Annotated in this window: 18 protein-coding genes; 9 read left to right on the forward strand and 9 right to left on the reverse strand. The window is 60.6% G+C overall.

Annotated features, from left to right (window positions below):
• Positions 1-13 precede the first annotated feature (13 nt).
• From miaB to ACEWMW_RS13730, 6 genes are all read left to right on the forward strand, one after another.
• Positions 14-1,357: a tRNA (N6-isopentenyl adenosine(37)-C2)-methylthiotransferase MiaB gene (miaB, locus tag ACEWMW_RS13705; protein WP_409414516.1), complete on the forward strand. Its 1,344-nt coding sequence runs from the start codon at positions 14-16 to the stop codon at positions 1,355-1,357.
• 105 nt (positions 1,358-1,462) lie between these two features.
• The gene (locus tag ACEWMW_RS13710) at positions 1,463-2,506 is read left to right on the forward strand and encodes a PhoH family protein (protein ID WP_409414517.1); all 1,044 of its coding nucleotides are present in this window, start codon (positions 1,463-1,465) and stop codon (positions 2,504-2,506) included.
• 101 nt (positions 2,507-2,607) lie between these two features.
• Complete coding sequence (locus ACEWMW_RS13715) at positions 2,608-3,270, forward strand: hypothetical protein (RefSeq protein WP_409414518.1); 663 nt, start codon at positions 2,608-2,610, stop codon at positions 3,268-3,270.
• A gap of 90 nt (positions 3,271-3,360) precedes the next feature.
• A complete protein-coding gene (ybeY, locus tag ACEWMW_RS13720) occupies positions 3,361-3,855 on the forward strand; it encodes an rRNA maturation RNase YbeY (RefSeq protein WP_409414519.1) in 495 nt (164 codons plus the stop codon).
• 12 nt (positions 3,856-3,867) lie between these two features.
• Positions 3,868-4,788 (forward strand): hemolysin family protein, encoded by a 921-nt coding sequence (locus ACEWMW_RS13725; protein ID WP_409414520.1) that lies wholly within the window; start codon positions 3,868-3,870, stop codon positions 4,786-4,788.
• Between the two features lie 64 nt (positions 4,789-4,852).
• On the forward strand, positions 4,853-5,737 hold the full coding sequence (locus tag ACEWMW_RS13730; RefSeq protein ID WP_409414521.1) for a LysR substrate-binding domain-containing protein: 885 nt from the start codon (positions 4,853-4,855) through the stop codon (positions 5,735-5,737).
• Here the strand turns inward: ACEWMW_RS13730 and ACEWMW_RS13735 are convergent.
• A complete protein-coding gene (locus tag ACEWMW_RS13735; RefSeq protein WP_409414522.1) occupies positions 5,734-6,036 on the reverse strand; it encodes a PilZ domain-containing protein in 303 nt (100 codons plus the stop codon). The two genes, ACEWMW_RS13730 and ACEWMW_RS13735, sit on opposite strands and share 4 nt — an antisense overlap.
• 239 nt (positions 6,037-6,275) lie before the next feature.
• Positions 6,276-6,740: a peptidylprolyl isomerase gene (locus ACEWMW_RS13740; RefSeq protein WP_409414523.1), complete on the reverse strand. Its 465-nt coding sequence runs from the start codon at positions 6,738-6,740 to the stop codon at positions 6,276-6,278.
• Between the two features lie 107 nt (positions 6,741-6,847).
• Between ACEWMW_RS13740 and mgtE the strand changes: the two genes are divergently transcribed.
• A complete protein-coding gene (gene mgtE / locus ACEWMW_RS13745; RefSeq protein ID WP_409414524.1) occupies positions 6,848-8,302 on the forward strand; it encodes a magnesium transporter in 1,455 nt (484 codons plus the stop codon).
• 4 nt (positions 8,303-8,306) lie between these two features.
• Here mgtE and ACEWMW_RS13750 read toward each other — a convergent pair whose 3' ends face one another.
• Entirely contained in the window at positions 8,307-9,245 is a 939-nt protein-coding gene (locus ACEWMW_RS13750; RefSeq protein ID WP_409414525.1) for a cyclase family protein, read from the reverse strand.
• Positions 9,246-9,315: 70 nt separating this feature from the next.
• Between ACEWMW_RS13750 and ACEWMW_RS13755 the strand changes: the two genes are divergently transcribed.
• Positions 9,316-9,708: a DUF1489 family protein gene (locus ACEWMW_RS13755; protein ID WP_409414661.1), complete on the forward strand. Its 393-nt coding sequence runs from the start codon at positions 9,316-9,318 to the stop codon at positions 9,706-9,708.
• 107 nt (positions 9,709-9,815) lie between these two features.
• Entirely contained in the window at positions 9,816-10,742 is a 927-nt protein-coding gene (locus ACEWMW_RS13760) for a sulfotransferase domain-containing protein (RefSeq protein WP_409414526.1), read from the forward strand.
• A 157-nt stretch (positions 10,743-10,899) separates the two neighbouring features.
• Here ACEWMW_RS13760 and ACEWMW_RS13765 read toward each other — a convergent pair whose 3' ends face one another.
• The 6 genes from ACEWMW_RS13765 to ACEWMW_RS13790 form a co-directional block, all read right to left on the reverse strand.
• Positions 10,900-12,720 carry a diguanylate cyclase domain-containing protein gene (locus tag ACEWMW_RS13765; protein ID WP_409414527.1) on the reverse strand — a complete coding sequence of 607 codons (1,821 nt, stop codon included), beginning with the start codon at positions 12,718-12,720 and terminating at the stop codon, positions 10,900-10,902.
• 95 nt (positions 12,721-12,815) lie between these two features.
• Positions 12,816-13,058, reverse strand: a complete 243-nt coding sequence (locus tag ACEWMW_RS13770; RefSeq protein ID WP_409414528.1) for a Flp family type IVb pilin — start codon at positions 13,056-13,058, stop codon at positions 12,816-12,818.
• A gap of 219 nt (positions 13,059-13,277) precedes the next feature.
• Positions 13,278-14,084 carry an SDR family NAD(P)-dependent oxidoreductase gene (locus ACEWMW_RS13775; protein WP_409414529.1) on the reverse strand — a complete coding sequence of 269 codons (807 nt, stop codon included), beginning with the start codon at positions 14,082-14,084 and terminating at the stop codon, positions 13,278-13,280.
• Complete coding sequence (locus tag ACEWMW_RS13780) at positions 14,081-14,770, reverse strand: DsbA family oxidoreductase (protein WP_409414530.1); 690 nt, start codon at positions 14,768-14,770, stop codon at positions 14,081-14,083. Before ACEWMW_RS13780 ends, ACEWMW_RS13775 begins: the two co-directional genes overlap by 4 nt.
• A complete protein-coding gene (nudC, locus tag ACEWMW_RS13785) occupies positions 14,767-15,657 on the reverse strand; it encodes an NAD(+) diphosphatase (protein ID WP_409414662.1) in 891 nt (296 codons plus the stop codon). Before nudC ends, ACEWMW_RS13780 begins: the two co-directional genes overlap by 4 nt.
• Positions 15,651-16,979, reverse strand: coding sequence for a serine hydrolase domain-containing protein (locus ACEWMW_RS13790; protein WP_409414531.1), 1,329 nt, complete (start codon positions 16,977-16,979; stop codon positions 15,651-15,653). Before ACEWMW_RS13790 ends, nudC begins: the two co-directional genes overlap by 7 nt.
• Positions 16,980-17,085: the final 106 nt, after the last annotated feature.

Raw genomic sequence — 17,085 nt, forward strand, 5'->3', positions numbered from 1 at the left:
TGCGCGCCCGCCCATGAAACCGACAACTGCCCCCAAGACCTACCGGGTCAAGAGCTTCGGCTGCCAGATGAACGTCTATGATGGCGAGCGCATGGCCGAGTTGCTGGCCGAAAAGGGTATCACGCCTGCGCCCGAGGGCGAGGATGCGGACCTGGTGGTGCTCAACACCTGTCATATCCGAGAGAAAGCGGCGGAGAAGGTTTATTCGGACATTGGCCGGCTGGTGAAGGCGGGCGAAGAACGCGGACAAAAACCGATGATCGCGGTCGCAGGCTGCGTCGCACAGGCTGAGGGCGAAGAGATCATGGCGCGCGCCCCCGCGGTCTCGATGGTGGTCGGCCCGCAGGCCTATCACCGGCTGCCCGAAATGCTCGACCAGGCAGTGTCCGGCAAGCGCGCGACCGATACCGAGATGCCGCCGATCGCCAAGTTTGACGCTCTGCCCAAGCGTCGCAAGAGCGCGCCGAGCGCCTTCCTGACCGTGCAGGAAGGCTGCGATAAGTTCTGCACCTATTGCGTGGTACCCTATACGCGCGGAGCGGAAATTTCCCGTCCATACAATGATTTGATTACCGAAGCGCAGAGACTGGTTGAAGCGGGAGCGAAAGAAATTACGCTGCTGGGCCAGAACGTCAACGCCTGGTCTGGCGAGAACGCGAAGGGCCATGCGGTCGGCCTCGCGGGCCTGATCCATGCGCTTGCCGAGATCGATGGGTTGTCGCGCATCCGCTACACTACCAGCCACCCCAACGACATGGATGACGCGCTCATCGCGGCGCATGGCGAAGTGGGCAAGCTGATGCCCTATTTGCACTTGCCGGTGCAGAGCGGGTCCGACCGGGTGCTCAAGGCGATGAATCGCAGCCATACCTCGGATAGCTACCTGCGACTGCTGGAACGATTCCGCGCGGCGCGGCCTGACATTGCGCTCTCGGGCGACTTCATCGTCGGCTTCCCCGGCGAAACCGATGCCGAGTTCGAAGAGACGTTGCAACTGGTCGATAAAGTTCGCTACGCGCAGGCCTACAGCTTCAAATATTCCGCCCGGCCCGGCACTTCTGCCGCGACAATGGACGGGCAAGTGCCGCGTGAAGTGATGGACGAGCGCCTCCAGCGTTTGCAGGCTGCATTGGGCCGCGACCAGCACGCCTTCAACGCCGCATCGGTAGGTAAGAACTGTGAAGTACTGATCGAACGCAAGGGCAAGCATGCGGACCAGTGGCTCGGCAAATCGCCCTGGCTGCAGTCGGTGTGGTTCGAAGCGGACGCGGCGCTGGGCGATCTTGTCAGCGTCGAACTGGTCGAGGCAGGTCCCAACTCCCTTGCAGGACGCCTGCTGGAGATGGTCTCCGCGTAACCTCGAAGTGACAGCGAGATGACTTTCCACCGCTACATGCAGGTGCCAAGCTTGCCAGCAGCGTGAAGTGGCCTAGATTCCCGCCCAGAGACTCGAAAGGAATTCATGGGAAGAAAGCCCACTAGGAAGGATGACCACGGCGCCGCGCAGGCCCTGTCACCCCCGCCCTCCCCGCAGCGCGAGATACGCCGCGCCAAGGCCGAAGTCAGCTTTGAAGACCAGTCTTTGCTGGGGCCGCTATTCGGACAATTCGATGCCAATCTGGTCCAGATAGAGAACCGTCTCGGCGTGTTCATCTCTGCACGCGGTGATGTGGCCCATATCGAAGGGCCGGAAGACAGCGTTGCGCGCGCACGCGATGTGCTGAAAGCGATGTATGACCGCCTCGCCACGGGGCAGGATATGGACGCAGGCGCGATCGAATCGCTGATTTCGATGTCTAATGAGCCAACGCTGGAAGGCATCGTCAAAGGCGATGCCGAGCATCCGCCGGTGATGATTCGCACCCGCCGCAAGACCATCGTCCCGCGCAGTGCTGGCCAGATCCCCTATATGCGCCAACTCGCCCGCGATGACATCATCTTCGCGCTTGGCCCGGCGGGTACCGGCAAGACCTATCTCGCGGTGGCGCAGGCGGTCAGCCAGCTGATCACTGGCAGCGTGCAGCGCCTGATCCTCTCGCGCCCGGCGGTGGAAGCGGGCGAGAAGCTCGGTTTCCTGCCCGGCGACATGAAGGATAAGGTCGATCCTTATTTGCGCCCGCTTTACGACGCGCTGTTCGATTGCATGCCGCCCGAGCAGGTCGAACGGCGGATCGACAGCGGCGAGATTGAGATCGCACCGATCGCCTTCATGCGCGGGCGTACCCTGGCCGACAGCTTCATCATCCTCGACGAGGCGCAGAATACCACGCGCGAACAGATGAAGATGTTCCTCACCCGCTTCGGCCAGAACAGCCGGATGGTGGTGTGCGGCGATCCCAAACAGGTCGATATTCCCGGCGGCGACCGTATGAGCGGGCTGGCCGATGCGGTCGAGAAGCTGGAAGGCGTGGAAGGGATCGCGGTTTCGCGCTTCACATCGGCTGATGTGGTGCGGCACCCTATCGTGGGCCGGATCGTCGAGGCCTATGAGGGGACGAGTGAGTAGTTTGTTCTGAAATGTCCGCTAGCGACCCAATTGCGGACATTGTGTTGGAGCTGGGATCAAATTGACATTGCGGCCTGCGTACCGGCTTCGTAGAATGTGGGATGAGAATATTTGCAGCCGGTCTTGCCTTGGTTCTTTTGGCATCGTGCCAAGGAGAAACTCGCGTTCCCGATCGGCTTGTTTCGGGCGATGCCTACTATTCGGAGCGCTCACTGCAAGAAACTATTCGAGTCTATAAAGGCTTCGGAGGAGAGGGCTACGGCCTGCACCGGCTTGAGTATGAACTTCGCCCAAACAACGAACTTAAAGTTCGCTACTGGCTCGCACCTGAAACCGATGCGGTGGCCGAAGAGGGCTTCGACTTAAGCTCTCATGTCGCGGATCAATTCCGGAGAGATTTGTGGCGGCTGCGTCCTGAAAGTATTTCGGAGAATCTGATTGCAGACTGGCCGACCTTACCGTTGAATTGCAAACGAGGCGGGCCTCATGATCAAGGTGACATATGGGTCATCTTCCTCCCAGACGCAGATGATATTCGAGGGCGTGTGTTCGAACTAACAAGAGCAGATAGTTGTGACAGCCTCGCAGCGAAGCAGGCACGGCTGTTGATTGAAGAGGTAATTGCCTCTCTGCCGAACTCGAAGATAGCAGCTGAGTTCCACAGAGCGATGTCTACGAGCGATCATGTTGGCAGCTGGGAAGATCCGAAACCAATTCGATCTCTTTCGAAGCGGGAACTAGGGGAAGGGTTGCAAGCCAACTGACCAGCAGCAACTTCCGCTTTCCACCCCAATATCAGACAATACCGAGTTCGATCCCTCCCTATTTCCACTGCCTTTGGCTAAGGCGGATATGTGAACCTAGAAATCGACATCGAAGATTGGCCGGAAAGCGATTGGGAAAGGCTGGCTGTCCGAACAGCCGAAGCCTTGTCCGAAGTCGAACCCGCGCTCGCCAATCCGCGGCTTTCCGCAAGTCTCCTGTTTACATCGGACGAGGAGGTGCACGCGCTCAACCGCGAATGGCGCGAGAAAGACAAACCAACCAATGTCCTCTCTTTTCCCATGCTCTCGGGCGAAGAACTGGCCGATCTCGAACCCGATGGCCCGCCCGTCATGTTGGGCGATATCGCGCTCGCCCATCAGACTTGTGCCCGCGAAGCGGCGGAAAGAGGCGTTTCTCTGGAGCATCACGCTGCCCACCTGATCGTCCACGGGCTGCTCCATCTGGCAGGCCATGATCACGAGACTTCGAGCGACGATGCGAAAAAAATGGAGGCACTGGAGATCGCAGCGCTTGCCAAACTGGGGGTCGCGGACCCATATGATGATCATAGTTTAACGGAGTAGCCAGCAAGGGCCATGCCCGAGACAGAAACCGCTAGCGGAGAAGCGGAGAGTAGAAGCGGGCTTTGGCTCGCAATCCGCAAATTTTTCGATATCGACGATGGCGATCGCTCGCTGCGTGCGCAGCTTGAAGAGGCGATTGACGAGCACGAGGGCGAGAACGGTTCGTCCTCTAACGAATCCGAAAGCAATGGCGATCTCTCGCAAGTCGAGCTCCAGATGCTGCGTAACCTGTTGCATTTCAGCGAGCACGATGCGGACGATATCGCAATCCCGCGCGGAGAGATCATTGCAATCTCGGCCGATGCCAGCTGGGACGACCTGGTCGGTGCCTTTTCCGAACACGACCATTCGCGCATCCCGGTCTATCGCGACACACTGGATCACGTGGTCGGCATGATCCACATCAAGGATGTTTTCCCGCACCTTGCCGCCAGCACCGAGCCGCCCGATTGGACCACGCTCATGCGCCAGCCGCTTTACGTGCCGCAGACACGCGGCGCACTCGACGTGCTGGCCGACATGCGGCTCCACCGCACCCACCTCGCCGTAGTGCTCGACGAATATTCCGGCACCGACGGGATTATCACGATCGAGGACGTGGTCGAAGAGATCGTCGGCGATATCGAGGACGAGCACGACGACGCGCCCGAAGTCCTCATCTCGCCGATCGGCAACGGGATGTGGGATTGCGACGCGCGCGCCGAGCTCGAAGATATCGCCGAACAGATCGATCCCCGTCTCGCCGAAGTCAGCGAAGCGGTCGATACACTCGGCGGCCTGACCTTCGTGCTCGCCGAGCAGGTTCCCGATATCGGCACCATTGTCGAACACGAGAGCGGCTGGAAGATCGAAGTCACCGATGGCGATGCGACGCATGTGACGCGGCTGCGGCTGCACCCTCCCGCTGACAAGCTCGAGGAAGTCAGCGAGTAAGAATTCGTTCGCACTCGCAAAATAACTGCTCGACAAGGCTGGGTCACACCCTAAATCAGGGCACATGCCGACGCGCCGTCTTCCTCCCCTGCGAGCGCTCGAAGCTTTCGTGCGCACTGTGCGTCTGGGTTCGGCCCGGGCGGCAGCGGAAGAGCTTGGCCTCAGCCCTTCTGCGCTTTCGCGCCGGATCGGCAATCTCGAGACATTCGTCGGCAAGAAGCTGTTCACCCGGGCGCGGCAGTCGATGCAGCTCACCGATGAGGGGCATGCCTTTTACGAGGCCGTGGCGCCAAATCTCGAAGCGCTCGCCCGCGCGGTCGAAAATCAGTCTGACAATCACTCGCTGCTGCGCCTGCATCTGGGAGTGCTGCCGCTTTTTGGCAGCCAGCGCCTGTTCCCCCGCCTGACCGAGCTGCGCCAGCGCCATCCGCTGCTGCACATCGATATCGATACCGGCCCGCACCTGGAGGACCGCGTCGGCGACGTGCTCGACGCGGCAATTATCCTTTCGCGCGGGCCCAGCACCTCGCTCCACGCCGTCCGGCTCGACGAGAACAAGGTCCACGCCATCACCAGCCGCGAGCTGGCCGAAGCGCTGGGTGACGAGCCAAATCCCGAGCTACTCGCCAAGCAGACATTCCTCGTCCACAACGAACTGCCCGACAGTTTCGGTGCCTGGAAGCAGGCTCTCAAACTGGAGGACTTCGACGCCGTTGCGATCGATCATTTCGATTCGGGGCAGTTGATGCTGGAAGCCGCCGCACAAGGATTGGGCATCGCGATCATGCATGACGATCACATGCGCCGGGCAGATGATCCCCGCCTGACCGATCTTTACGATGTCGAAGTCGACAGCCCCTACAGCTATTGGTTTATCTGCAAACCCGAAGCACTCGAGGAGCGGCCCGTTCGCCTGTTCCACGATTGGCTGGTGAAGGCCGAGCTTTAGGCCGCCTTGGCCATCGCCAGTTGGTTCTGGAGGTGCTCGTAGACGGATTCGCTCAGGATACGTTCGAAGGTAAGCCCGGCATTGTCATCCTCTTTCCAGAGGACGTAAGCGGGCTGGAATTCCAGCCCCTGGAGCTTTAGCAGCACCCGGTCGTCCACGCGCAATCCGGTGCCACGCGCATCGACCATGCAGCCGGCAGCCGACAGATCGTGGATGACAATGTCGCTCATTCCGCCGCGGGAATTGCGCAGCTTTGCCTTGAGCTTGCCTGCTCCAGCGTGATCGTCGGGAAGAATCATGGCGGTGCAATCCTTCTGGTGTCCTAGCGTTATGACTAGCGGCGCATCGCCGCGTTTGGCTTCGCAAGTATGGCCAGGGACACTTTGTAAAATGCAACCAGCTATGCTTTGGCGCTGGTAGCCGAAGACCCCTAATTTCCGGTGAACACGCCCTGCCGTAGTATGCCGTGGAACGCTTGCGCCAAAGAAAAGGGGCGCCGAAGCGCCCCGATCCAACATTTTGAATTTGCTTGCGGAAATCAGGCAACTGTCGCCTTGGCGATCTTGCCGGGACTGGCCGGCGGCTCGCCCTTGGGCAGGGCGTCGACATGGTCCATCCCGCTCGTGACTTCGCCCCAGACGGTATATTGACCGTCGAGGAAATGCGCATCCTGGAAGCAGATGAAGAATTGCGAGTTGGCACTGTCCGGCATCTGGCTGCGCGCCATCGAACAGGTCCCGCGCACATGCGGTTCGGCGTTGAATTCGGCCTTGAGATCCGGCTTTTCGCTGCCGCCCATCCCGGTACCGGTCGGATCGCCGCCCTGCGCCATGAAGCCGTCGATCACGCGGTGGAAGACCACACCGTCGTAGAAACCTTCCTTGGCCAGCTCGGTGATGCGCTCGACGTGGCCAGGCGCGAGGTCCGGCCGCAGTTTGATCACGACATCCTTGCCCTCCCCATCTCCGGTATCAAGGGTGAAGGTAAGCGTTTGATCGGCCATCTTGGGGAATCTCCTGTTGCGTGTGAGCGCGCGATATAGGGACTGATCACGCGATGTCACCCCGCTAGATTGCTTGCATTTCCGACTCGCCCGCCTAGAGCGGCGTCATGGCGAGCGAACGGGACGAGGATTTGCTGGTAGCCGATCCGCCTCTGGCGGAGGACGCGGCGCACCATGATGGCCGCCCCGATGACCGCATCGACGACGAGCGCCACGACGAGGAGAACCGGCTCAAGCCGGAATTCGTTCGCAAGATCCGCAATGCGCTGGATGCCGAGGAAAACGAGGCCGTCCATGACCTGATTGAGCCGCTGCACCCGGCTGATATTGCCGACCTTGTCGAACTGTTTGAGCGCGACGAACGCGATCAACTGGCAGCGGCCGCCGCCGAATTGATGAGCGCCGATGTGATCGCCGAGCTCAACGATCACGTGCGCGAAGACATGATGGAAGCGCTGCCTGCCGATGCGGTGGCGGCGATCGTCGAAGAACTCGAGATGGACGATGCGGTCCAATTGCTCGAAGACCTCGACGAAGACGACCAGCAGGCCATCCTCGCCGAAGTTGAGCCCGAAGATCGCGCCGCGATTGAAAGCGCGCTCTCTTATCCCGAGGAAACCGCCGGCCGCTTGATGAACCGCAATTTCGTTGCGGTTCCGGAGCATCTCACCGTGGGCGCGCTGATCGATATGCTGCGCGATGAAGGCGACCTGGCGAACGACTTCTGGGAAATCTTCGTGGTCGATCACAAGCATCACCCGGTCGGCACTTGCCTCCTCTCGTGGATCCTGCGCACCCCGCGCAATATCAAGCTGACCGACGTGATGAAGCGCGACCAGACGCTGATCCCGGTCACGATGGATCAGGAAGAGCTGGGCCTGATGTTCCAGAAATACGGCCTGATCTCGGCCGCGGTCATCGATGAGAGCGGGCGATTGGTCGGCCAGATGACCGTCGATGACGTGGTCCACATAATCGCCGAAGAAGCGGGTGAAGACGTGCTGCTGCTTTCCGGCGCCGGTGAAGGCGACATCAACGAGCCGATCCGCGAAGCCTATGGTAGCCGGGTGCGCTGGCTGATCGCCAATCTGGGCACTGCTGTAGTCGGTAGCGCGATCATCGCCATGTTCGGTGCGGCGATCGAGAAGCTCGTCGCGCTCGCCGTACTTATGCCGATCGTGGCAAGCATTGGCGGCAATGCGGGTACGCAGACAATGGCCGTCGCCGTGCGCGCTATCGCGATGAACCAGCTAACCAGAGCCAACACCTGGCGTATCGTCGGGCGCGAATTGCGCGTCGCGCTGCTCAACGGCGTCACCATTGCAGTGCTGATCGGGTTGGCAACGGCCGCGATCTTCACACCCGAACTCGGCGTGGTGATCGCGGCAGCGATGGTGATCAACATCATCGTCTCAGGTATGGCGGGCGTGCTTGTGCCCGTCACATTCGAGCGGCTGGGTCAGGATCCGGCTGTGGCCAGTTCGGTATTCGTGACGATGATCACCGATTCCATGGGCTTCTTCGCTTTCCTCGGTCTGGCGGTGGCCAGCGGTATCGTCTGAGCTTTTACCGAATTGCAATCGGATTGATCACTGCCTGAACTGATCCTGCAAAACGCGGCTGCCCCAGCACGAAGAAGAACTCATGCGCGCCGTCGGCGGCCAGTTCAGCGGTATTCATGGTCTCAAGCACGTAGATCCCGGCATCAACCAGCAGGAACTGGTGGACCGGGAAGACATTGCCGCCTTCGAATGCCATGGTCTCCAGCGCCGCACTGTCGGCACCGATGGCGACCACGCCCAGCTCGGCCAGATACTCCGCGCCGTCGATACTGATGCCCGGTTGCTGCGCAATATAAGCTTCGCCGTTCTCCTGCTCCATCGTCAGCCAGCCGGTGTGGAACAGGACCACGTCACCGTGGCCGATCGTCACGCCCTGCGCTTCAGCTGCGGCCTGGATATCCTCGCGCCCAAACCCCTGCATCGGCTCGAGCCGTTCGACACCGAAATGCTTGGCCATGTCGAGCAGTACGCCGCGTGTGGCGATCGGCGGGATATGCTCTGTGCCCAGCTCCTTGAGGCCGTCCGCCGCGAAGAAATCTTCCCGTTTACGCCCGCCGAAATGCACCCCGTCGCGACCGATATGGCCGAAGCCGTCAATCTGGCTGCCGATCCCGACATGCGTTTCAAGCCGGTCATCATGCGCGGTGACCTTGTTGGCTCCCTGGGCCGGGCCGCCATCATAAGCGATGATCGAAAAACTGCGTCCAGGATAAGCAACCGAATCGGGCCCGGTAATCACCCCTAACGCATAGACCTTGCCCTCGGTGACCAGGCCGGCGGCTTTGGCCACCTTCTCCGGCGTGATTGTCCCCGCCATTCCGAAAGTGGAGTCGGGCGCCGGAACGGGCGCCGTGTCTTCCTCGGCATCGGGCGCCTTGGTGCATGCTGCGCCGGCCAAAAGCATGGCCGCCAGCCCCATTCCGAAAATCCGATTGCGTTGCATCTCTCATCCCCCGCCATTTGCCCGGCCACTGCAGGCTTGATTATATGCTCCCGTGCCCCAGATCATACCCATGCCGCTGCATATGACCAAGATCGCATTTGGCGCAAAGAGCTGGGACGATCTGGCGAGCTGGTTCGTCGACCGCGAGCGCTTTCTTATGACGACGCGCTACCTGCCGAAGCGGCACGAGGAGATGCTCGGCGGATCGCTCTACTGGGTCCTCAACCATGCACTGGTTGCGCGCTCGCCGATCCTCGGGTTTCCGCAAGCGAAAGACGGGCGCTGGCATATCGATCTCGAGCCGCGCCTGATCCGAGTTCACCCTATACCAAAGCGCGCGCACCAAGGCTGGCGCTATCTCAAGGATGAGGACGCCCCGCGCGATCTCGCAGATGGTGAGGAAATCGGCGACGTGATGCCCGGCAGGCTCGCCGGTAAGCTACAGAAACTGGGACTGATTTAGGTTCAGGTTTCTGGCGTCCCGAGATCAAACTCTCTGCTTTGAGAAGCATGGTCCACTGTTCTAGAAGTTCATCAACGGGCACCGCGCACTTAATGGGGGAGAGTTTGATGGCACAGCTGCCGACACGCTCACGCGTTTACCAGAATCACCACCTGGATTCGACGCGCTGGAACTGGTTTGAACCGCGTGACGACGATATCGTGATCGCTACGTCCTATAAGGCCGGGACGACGCTGATGCAGACCATCGTGGGCAATCTTCTTTTCCCGGATGGTGACCTTCCCGGCCCCGCATCATTCATTTCTCCCTGGCTCGACTTTCGCCCCATTCCGCTCGAGATGGTTTTGGGCCAGCTCGAAGCGCAGCAGCATCGGCGCTACATCAAGACGCACACGCCGCTGGATGGATTGCCTTTTTGCCCGCAGGCCAAATACCTCTGCGTCAGCCGCGATCCACGCGATGTCTTCATGTCCCTGCTCAATCACTGGAGCAGCCACACGGAAGAATTCTACACCGCTGCCAACGGACTTCCAGGGCGGGTCGGCGACGAGTTTCCGCGTTATGGCGGCGATGTGAAGCAGATCTGGCGCGACTGGATCACGCGTACCTGGTTCGATTGGGAAATCGGCGGCTATCCCTACTGGTCACATCTCAGCTACGCGCAAACCTTCTGGGATCATCGCGACCAACCCAACATCAAGCTGGTCCACTTCAATGATCTCTTGGCCGACCTCGACGGACAGATGCGCGCTATCGCAGATTACCTCGAAATCGACGTTCCGTCGGAGCTTTGGGCCGATGTCGTCAAACGCTGCACCTTTGCGGAGGTAAAGAAAGACCCCTCCAAAGTCGTCGGTGAGAATATCACCTTTGCCTTCAAAGGCGGCGCAGAGAGCTTCATCCACAAGGGCACGAATGGGCGATGGATCGGAGTCCTGGATGAGGAAGACCTGGCGCTTTACGATGAAGCGATGAGCAAGCTGCCGCCTGACTATGCGAGTTGGTTGGAAAACGGCGGCCCCATCGATCCCTGACTGGCCATCGGGCCGCACCGGAGTGGTCGTGAAACGTCTTTAGCCTTCGGTCCCATTTGGCTCGATCAACTGGGACGATCCGGCGAACTGGTTGGAGGGCCGCCAGCAGCCTCTGCTCAAGTGCGCGCGCCAAGGCTGGCGGACAAGCCATCGCTACCTACGCTGCTTGAGTCTTCAACTTGGCCTTGTGGCGATACATCGCCTGATCCGCGCGGCGCAGGATTTCGCCAACATCATCCTCAAGCGGGTCAGACGACGCATGACCGATGGATGCGCCAACCGATACCGCAATGCCGCTCGAGCTGATCCGAATAGGCGCGCTGATCTGATCTACCAGCCGCATCACTTCACGCTCCGGCACAAATTGATCGCGCGATCCCCTGAAAAGGACAGCAAACTCATCACCTCCCAATCGCGCAACCAGGTCGGTGCTGCGCACCATCCGCCGCAAACGCTGTGCAATCTCGACCAGCAATTCGTCACCTGCATCGTGGCCGTGCGTATCGTTGATCTGCTTGAAGCCGTTGAGATCGATGAAGAAAAGTTCGAAATTCTGTTGATCCCTGGCCGCATGGACCAGCGCTCTCTCGAGGCCGCGGCGGTTTGAGCACCCCGTCAAATCATCCTCATGCAACTGGCCGAGCAATGTTTCGTGTTGTTGGCGGAACGCCGTCACATCGCGCAGGACCGCAATAGCAACGTGTGGATAGGGCCAGTCGATCTCGAATACCCGGTCTTCCTCCGGCGTGCTGAAAATGATCTCATCCGGGCGCTTTCCTGCTTGCAAAGCGCACTTGCTGGCTAGCTGTTCGCCGAACTGCTCACGCAATTCCAATCCCCGGCGATTGGCCCGCTTGAGCAGATTGTTCGCACCGATAAGTATGGCCGGCTGTTCGCTTTCTTCCTGCGCGCGCCAGGCCCATGCTTCTTCGGGACTGAGATCACCGCGCATGAAGTTCTGCATCAGTGGAACGATCCGAATGCGATGCGCCAGCGCCGCGTTGACCATGATCAGGAAGCAACTGATTGCAGTGACCAGCGTAACGGGCACCCCCATCATTGAGACCAACGTCATGTGCGCAGCTGCAAGCGCGAGGACCGCTGTTATGACAAGGACCAGCAGGTAGCGGCCCGATGAGGCAATCATCGCGCAAACGATCCCAAGAAGAGCCGCCAAGGCAGTCAGGACCAGGTTGATCCGCGCGCCGATCTGGCGCCTTTCAGGATAGCCCTGGGCGACAGATTGCGCCGCCGCTGCCAACACTGTTGCCCTGCTCGCCGTGCCGGATTGAGGCAAGTAAGCCTGGGTTGGCGCAACATCCGGGCTGGCAGAGACGATCACCATGCGCCCCGCGAGCTCGACTCGCCCCTCAAACACGTCATCAGCCGATGCGCGCTCAAACGCTTGATGGCCAATGCGCAGATCGATCGGCACCGTGGCGGGGTCGGTTGTTCCTCCCGAGAGCCAAATCGCCGGGTTTGCGCCGCGATCCTTGTTGCTGCGACCAACTTTCCGGTGCCAGCCGTCGACATCGGGTGTCAGTCGCCCGTCAAGTACTGTACCTGTCGCAAGGAAGCGCTCATGCGCGCGGTTTTCTGCACCAGGCCACACCACGATACCCAGCTGGCCCTTCGCAAAACGTTCCATCGCCTCGGCCCGCTCGATCTCGGCCGGCACTTCGATCGTTTCCCCCGGCCTGAAATCGAACAGCACCCGTTTGGGTTCTCCCGCCTCGATAACGTTCAGCAGCCTTGTCATGTTGGCATGCGACAGGATCGGGCGGCCGTATTTGTTGAGATCTGCCCCGGTGATCTCGATCAATAGGAACTCGGGATCCGCAGGCAGATCCTGCCCCACCAGGAGCGCGTCAGAAATCCTCCGATCGGTGGTAGAAGATGGTTGGATGACAAGCAGCGCAAGGCAAATAGCAATCCCGATCACAAACGGACGCAGCCACTTGCCCAAGAAAGCACTCACCCTCCCGAACGCGGTCCGGAAGGGTGGGCTGTTCCCGATAGCGGGCTCGATGGGAGAGCGCTCATTCATGCAAGGAGGCTGCCATTAGCGCACCGCTAGGCGGTTGCCCTGGCTGCGGCGACTGGGCCTTCGTCTGCGCCGCCCCCACCGGCATCCGAACTCAAGGTCGAGCTGATAGTCTCAAACGTCATCGACAGTTCACCTCCCAAGACCTGCATCGCCTGGATCGCTGCGATGGCGATCAACGTAGCGATCAGGCCATACTCAATCGCAGTCGCACCGCACTCGTCGGCTACCAGTTCGCGGTACACACACTTTGACTTCTCGATCCACACCATGGCTTGGGTCTCTTCCTATTGACCCAACCGCCTTTGCCCGACCCGGCTTAAGGGAATGTCTGCACATAGCGTATAGAAACGGTTAACGGCGGAGTTACACTTACCGAAAAAAGGCAGAATTGCGGGATTTTTGCACCACAAGCGCAAGTAAGAATTCTGCCAAAGGAGCTGCTTGGGATATAACCCGGTTAACAATTGGGTCGCCAGCAGGAGCGAAAATCAGTCCCTTGCGGCCCGCAGCTTCGCGAACACGCTTTTCACATCGTATTCGTCATCGCCCTCATAGCGCGGCGCATATTTCTCGAATGCCTCGTCCAGCGCAGCGATCCGTTCATGCACACGCACTGCATTGTAGGCATGCGCGACGACAAAGCGTTCGCGCGCGAGCATCTGCGGCACGATGATCCCGGCGAACTCGTCGGCGTGCATCCCGTATTTCATGAAGCGGTCTTCGCCGATTGCGGTGTGGACCCAGCCGGGGATAACCAATCCCGCATGGACATGATCGGGCAAATCCTCGCGCAGGCTCTCGGTCATACCCAAGACCGCATGCTTTGCGGCGATATAGGCCGCAGTGCGCGGGACCGCGCAAAACCAGCTGTTCTCGCTCCCGGTATTGTAGATCGCGCTCGGGCGGTCCTGCTCGATCATGCGCGGGATGAACGCATGGCAACCGTTCCACACGCCGTAAAAATTGACTTCAAAGTGCGCTCGAGCTTCATCGGGCGAAACTTCCCACATCTTGCCGTGCGGGCCGCCGATCCCGGCATTGTTGAACAGTAGCTCGACGCTGCCGAGCTGGTCGAAAGCCGCATCGGCCAGTTCCTGGACCTGCGACAGGTTGGAGACATCGCATGGCAGTGCCAGTGCTCCCTTGATCGATGCAGCTGCTTCATCGAGCCGGTCCCCCGGCAAATCCGCCAGCATGACGCGCGTGCCGCCGTCGGCCAGCTTGCGCGCAACCGCCAGCCCGATCCCGCTCGCCCCGCCGGTAATGACCGCGCTGCGAGGCCGGAATTCACTCAAGCCGGAAACCTCTCGGCCACGCGGCGCAGCGCATTGACGTAAGTTGCGGGTTCCTGAGCGCCAGGAATCAGGAACTTGCCTTCGATCACCATTGCCGGAACCCCGGTGATATTCATTTCGTAAGCCGCCTGCTCTTCGGCCCGCACGCGCTGGCCAAGGTCTTCGTCATCGAGCGCGCGTTCGGCCGCGCCGCGCAGCACTCCGTGATCTTCAGCAATACCGAGTAGGACCTCGCGGTCACCCACATCGCGGCGTTGGTTGAAATGGGCCTCAAATAAAGCGAGCTTCAATTCGGTCTGTTTGTCCCCGCCATAGCTATCGAGCACATGCGCCAGCAGCTTGTGCGCCAGGAAAGTGTTGCGCATCATCGCGGGCTGCGAGGGGTCCTCGCCTTTGTAATCGAGGCTTACGCCTGCACTCTCGGCAATCTGGCGCATCCGGTCGCGCATCGCCTTGCCCTCTTCTTCGGTGCGGCGGTATTTCTTGCGCAGATGCGCGCCCTGCTCCTCCCCCTCAGCGGGCATGTCGGGATTGAGCTCGAACGGGCGCCAGCGAATTTCCGCTTCGATTTCGCCTTCCAGTTCCTTCAGACCCTTGGCGAGCTGTCCGTGCCCAACAAGGCACCACGGGCACATGACATCGGACCAGATGTCGATGGTGAGCTTGCGCGGGGAAGTTTCGGTCATTTGTCGAGCCACCAGGTTACGAGATGATGCGCTATAGCAAAACTGCGCGGAAAAATGATCTCTTCCGTGCCGGCGTCTCCGGCGGCGCGGGCGATCTCAAGCTCTTCGCGCGAAAACCAGCGGGCTTCCTCGATCTCGGTTTCATCGAGCGTCAGCTCGGGATCATCGGCATAGGAATGACAGCCGATCATCAGCTGGCTGGGGAACGGCCACGGCTGGCTGGCCAGATAGGTGACATCGCGCACGCGCACGCCGGCTTCCTCCCACACCTCGCGTGCAACCGCTTCCTCGATGCTTTCGCCCGGCTCGACAAAGCCCGCCAGGGCCGAAAACACGCGCTTGGGAAAGCGTGGCTGGCGGCCAAGCAGGAGCTTGTCGTCATGCTCGACCAGCATGATCGTGACCGGATCGGTGCGCGGAAAATGCTGCGCATTGCAGGTAGGGCAGTCGCGCTGCCAGCCGCCCTTGGTCGGCTTTGTATCGGCGCCGCAGCGCGCGCAGAAGCGGTGCCGCGCGTGCCAGTCAACCAGGCTGCGCGCGCCGCCATACAGCGCCAGCTGGTCGGGCGAGAGTAACTGCATCGCCTGCCAGATCTGCGGATTGGCGTAGGCAGGGCCCGTCGCGCCCACGTCGGGCACAGCGGCGAAGCACGCCTTGCCGTCGGGGTCGAGCCCGAGGAAGCACAGTTCTGCCTCAGGATCGCAATCCGCGAGCGTGCCCCATTGCAGCTCGCCCAGATCGTCGAACACCGGCTCCAGCCCCTCCATGATGAGCAGCCGCGCGCGAAAATTCATCAATCCCGCGAGCTGGTCGGGATCGACCCGGATCTGGTCGGCCCGATCGAGCGGTGAACCGGTGAATGCGATCGCTGGGACGGAGCTCACGATCCCGCCATTGCCATCATGTCCGCGGCCACAGCTTCAGGGAATGCCCGGTGTATCGGAAGCGCGTCGGACGGCATATATTGCGTGTAAAGCGACGCCCTGAGGCCGCGCTTCATATCGACAAATGCGACAGTTCCGGCTGCGCCGCCCCACCCGAATGTTCCTGCTTGCTCGCCCAGTCCCACGCGTCCACCTGCGCCAAATCCGGATCCGTGGGCAAACGTCCCGTCGGTCGAAACGCCTTCGGGAAGCAGGTTCGACGTCCCGACCCGGACGGCCAGCTCCCCCATCACGCGTTTGCCGTCAATCACGCCGTAGCCAAGCAACATACGCAGGAACCGGTCATAGTCGCGCGGGCTGGACACAAGCCCTGCACCCCCGGTCGGGAAAGGCGGTCTATCGAGGTAGACCGAGCGGCGGGCAGGATCGAGCGGCACCAGCGCTCCGCCCATCACGCCGTAGTTGGTTGTCAGCCGGTCGACCTCGCTGCCCGGAACCGTGAACCACGTGCTATCCATCCCGGCCGGCTTGAAGATATTCTCCGAAAGGAAGGCGTCGAACGGCTGGCCCGATGCGACCTCGATGATACGGCCAAGCAAATCGAGCGAAACCGAATAGCTCCATTTCGTGCCTGGCTGGTAGACCAGCGGCATCCGAGCGAGGTTATCGGCGAATGTTGCGAGGTCTTTCGCGGGTTTTCCGCGGCCGAATATGGCGCCGAGCGGTAGCTTTGTCACTTGACCGGGAACTATGCCGTTCGCGTCATAAGCGTCCTTGATCGGACCCTTCTGGATGATGCCGTAGCCCAGCCCGGCAGTGTGGGTGAGCAACTGGCGGATCGTGATCGGGCGCTGGGCCGGCTCCAGATCTGTAATTGAGCCGTCGTAGGTTTTCTGCACCTGCATCTTTGCAAACTTGGGCAGGATCTCGGCAATTGGTTGGTCGAGACCGAGCTTGCCGTCATCTATCAACATCATAGCCGCCATGCCGGTGACCGGCTTGGTCATCGAATAGATCCGGTAGAGAGAGTCGAAACCCGCATCCGCATCCTGGCCAATGGTCTGTGGCCCCCGTGCGAGCAGCAGCGGATCACGCTGCCCCCACCCCAATGCCGCCACCATATTGGCCAGTCTGCCGGCGCCGACATATTGATCGATCAGGCCTTGAACATTGGTCCAGCGGGCAGGTTGCGCATAAGCGAGGCTTGCGAATGGTCCGCCGGCGATTGCGGCGCTGGCGGCCACCGCTGCAGAGCCGCGGAAGAGCGCGCGCCGCGAGAGGGAAAAGCCGGTGTCGGAGAATTGGTCGAATTCGCGAAATGCCATAAATGTCGGTCCTGAAACGAAATGGGTTCGTGCTCTACTGGGCAAATTGATATGAACGGTCAATTGCCTAGCCCGCAACTATCGATCGGGGTCTTGCATTTCCAAG

Origin of the sequence: Litorerythrobacter xanthomarinus (genome assembly GCF_046254955.1) — a bacterium.
Taxonomy (GTDB): domain Bacteria; phylum Pseudomonadota; class Alphaproteobacteria; order Sphingomonadales; family Sphingomonadaceae; genus Qipengyuania_C.

What these genes read in the sequence shown, in the direction of transcription:
- miaB (WP_409414516.1), top strand. Translation starts at nt 14, where the DNA reads ATGAAACCGACAACTGCCCCCAAGACCTACCGGGTCAAGAGCTTCGGC.
- ACEWMW_RS13710 (WP_409414517.1), top strand. Translation starts at nt 1,463, where the DNA reads ATGGGAAGAAAGCCCACTAGGAAGGATGACCACGGCGCCGCGCAGGCC.
- ACEWMW_RS13715 (WP_409414518.1), top strand. Translation starts at nt 2,608, where the DNA reads ATGAGAATATTTGCAGCCGGTCTTGCCTTGGTTCTTTTGGCATCGTGC.
- ACEWMW_RS13725 (WP_409414520.1), top strand. Translation starts at nt 3,868, where the DNA reads ATGCCCGAGACAGAAACCGCTAGCGGAGAAGCGGAGAGTAGAAGCGGG.
- ACEWMW_RS13730 (WP_409414521.1), top strand. Translation starts at nt 4,853, where the DNA reads ATGCCGACGCGCCGTCTTCCTCCCCTGCGAGCGCTCGAAGCTTTCGTG.
- ACEWMW_RS13735 (WP_409414522.1), bottom strand. Translation starts at nt 6,036, where the DNA reads ATGATTCTTCCCGACGATCACGCTGGAGCAGGCAAGCTCAAGGCAAAG.
- ACEWMW_RS13740 (WP_409414523.1), bottom strand. Translation starts at nt 6,740, where the DNA reads ATGGCCGATCAAACGCTTACCTTCACCCTTGATACCGGAGATGGGGAG.
- mgtE (WP_409414524.1), top strand. Translation starts at nt 6,848, where the DNA reads ATGGCGAGCGAACGGGACGAGGATTTGCTGGTAGCCGATCCGCCTCTG.
- ACEWMW_RS13750 (WP_409414525.1), bottom strand. Translation starts at nt 9,245, where the DNA reads ATGCAACGCAATCGGATTTTCGGAATGGGGCTGGCGGCCATGCTTTTG.
- ACEWMW_RS13755 (WP_409414661.1), top strand. Translation starts at nt 9,316, where the DNA reads ATGCCGCTGCATATGACCAAGATCGCATTTGGCGCAAAGAGCTGGGAC.
- ACEWMW_RS13760 (WP_409414526.1), top strand. Translation starts at nt 9,816, where the DNA reads ATGGCACAGCTGCCGACACGCTCACGCGTTTACCAGAATCACCACCTG.
- ACEWMW_RS13770 (WP_409414528.1), bottom strand. Translation starts at nt 13,058, where the DNA reads ATGGTGTGGATCGAGAAGTCAAAGTGTGTGTACCGCGAACTGGTAGCC.
- ACEWMW_RS13780 (WP_409414530.1), bottom strand. Translation starts at nt 14,770, where the DNA reads ATGACCGAAACTTCCCCGCGCAAGCTCACCATCGACATCTGGTCCGAT.
- ACEWMW_RS13790 (WP_409414531.1), bottom strand. Translation starts at nt 16,979, where the DNA reads ATGGCATTTCGCGAATTCGACCAATTCTCCGACACCGGCTTTTCCCTC.